Origin of the sequence: Thermomonospora catenispora (genome assembly GCF_006363815.1) — a bacterium.
Classification (GTDB): domain Bacteria; phylum Actinomycetota; class Actinomycetes; order Streptosporangiales; family Streptosporangiaceae; genus Thermomonospora; species Thermomonospora catenispora.
On sequence record NZ_RRYT01000082.1, the window covers coordinates 1 to 1,730 of the forward strand.

3 protein-coding genes are annotated in these 1,730 nt (G+C 70.6%); all 3 read right to left on the reverse strand.

Annotated features, from left to right (window positions below; genetic code table 11):
- Nucleotides 1-370, reverse strand: a 370-nt coding sequence (locus EIO00_RS23925) for an acyl-CoA dehydrogenase family protein (protein WP_175596325.1), incomplete at its 3' end; no start/stop codon positions are given.
- Nucleotide 371: 1 nt separating this feature from the next.
- Nucleotides 372-824 (reverse strand): MaoC family dehydratase, encoded by a 453-nt coding sequence (locus EIO00_RS23930; RefSeq protein WP_140182699.1) that lies wholly within the window; start codon nucleotides 822-824, stop codon nucleotides 372-374.
- Nucleotides 825-847: 23 nt separating this feature from the next.
- Nucleotides 848-1,609, reverse strand: coding sequence for a 3-oxoacyl-ACP reductase FabG (fabG, locus tag EIO00_RS23935; RefSeq protein ID WP_140182702.1), 762 nt, complete (start codon nucleotides 1,607-1,609; stop codon nucleotides 848-850).
- Nucleotides 1,610-1,730 lie beyond the last annotated feature (121 nt).

Here is a 1,730-nt window from a genome sequence, read left to right on the forward strand (position 1 = left end):
CGGCGCCGGGCTCGCTGAACAGCTGGCACCAGATCTCCTCGCCCGTCCACAGCGGACGCAGGAACCGCCGCTTCTGCTCCTCGGTGCCGTAGGCGAGGATGGTGGGGGCGGCCATGCCCAGCCCGATGCCGTTGCGGCGCGGCTCGTTGTCGGGGGCTCCGGCCTCGGCCAGCAGACGGTCCACATGGGTCTGCAGCTCCCGCGGCAGTCCCAGGCCGCCCAGCCCTTCGGGGAAGTGCACCCAGGCCAGTCCGGCGTCGAACCGCGCCCGCAGGAACTCCAGCCGGTCGGTGGTGGCCGGCGGGTGCTCGGTGAGCAGCTTTTCGACCCGGGCGGTCAGGTCGGCGAGCGTCTTGTCGATGTCGGTCATGTCAGGCCACCAGCAGCGACAGCGACTCGGCGACGCAGGCGGGCTTGTCCCCGCCCTCGCGTTCGACGGTGACCTTGGTCTTGACGCGGGTGCCGGCGGCGGTGGGGGTGACCTCCACCAGCTCCACGCCCGCCCGCAGCCGGGACCCGACCGGCACCGGCGAGGGGAAGCGGACCTTGTCGGTGCCGTAGTTGATGCCCATCTTCAGTCCCTCCACCCGGTACACCTGGTGCGCCAGCAGCGGCAGCAGCGACAGGGTCAGGTAGCCGTGGGCGATGGTGGTGCCGAACGGGCCCTGCTTGGCCTTCTCGGCGTCCACGTGGATCCACTGGTGGTCGCCGGTGGCGTCGGCGAACTTGTCGATCTGCTCCTGGGTGACGGTGTGCCAGTCGCTGTAGCCCAGATGCGTGCCGACCGCCTTCTCCAGTTCGGCGATCCCGTTGAAGACCTTCATCGTCGTCCCCTCCCGTGTGCGCGTCAGGCCTTCGGCATGCCGGCGACGTAGATGACCTGGCCGGTGACGTAGCCGGCGCCCTCGCTGACGAAGAACGACACGGTGTGCGCGATGTCCTCGGGCGTTCCGGTGCGCTTGACCGCGGTGGCCTCGGCGGCGGCCTTCTTGAAGTCCTCGAACGGCACGCCGACCCGGGCGGCGGTGGCGGCGGTCATCTCGGTCTCGATGAAGCCGGGGGCGACGGCGTTGACGGTCACGCCGAACTTGCCCAGCTCGATCGCCAGCGTCTTGGTGAAGCCCTGCAGACCGGCCTTGGCGGCCGAATAGTTGGCCTGGCCGCGGTTGCCGAGCGCGCTGGTGGAGGACAGGTTGACGATGCGACCCCACTTGGCCTCGGTCATGTACTTCTGCGCGGCCCGGCTCATCAGGAACGAACCGCGCAGGTGGACGTTCATGACCGCGTCCCAGTCGTCGGTGCTCATCTTGAACAGCAGGTTGTCCCGGATGATCCCGGCGTTGTTGACCAGCACCAGCGGCGGGCCCAGCTCGGCGGCCACGCGCTTGACGGCGGCCTCCACGGCCTGCTCGTCGGAGACGTCGCAGCCGACCGCCAGGGCCTTGCCGCCGGCGGCCTCGATCTCGGCGACGACCGGCTTGCAGGCGTCCTCGTCCAGGTCGAGCACGGCGACGGCGAACCCGTCCCGGGCCAGCCGCTTGGCCACGCCGGCGCCGATGCCGCGCGCGGCGCCGGTCACGATGGCGGTGCGGGGGGCCTCCTGGGTCATGGGATCTCCTTCTCGTGGGTGAGCACGCGCAATCGCTGCGCGGTTCTCTGCGGTTGGGCGGATCGTGCGGGGGCGCCGGTCAGGAGAGCCGCTCGATGATCATGGCCATGCCCTGGCCGCC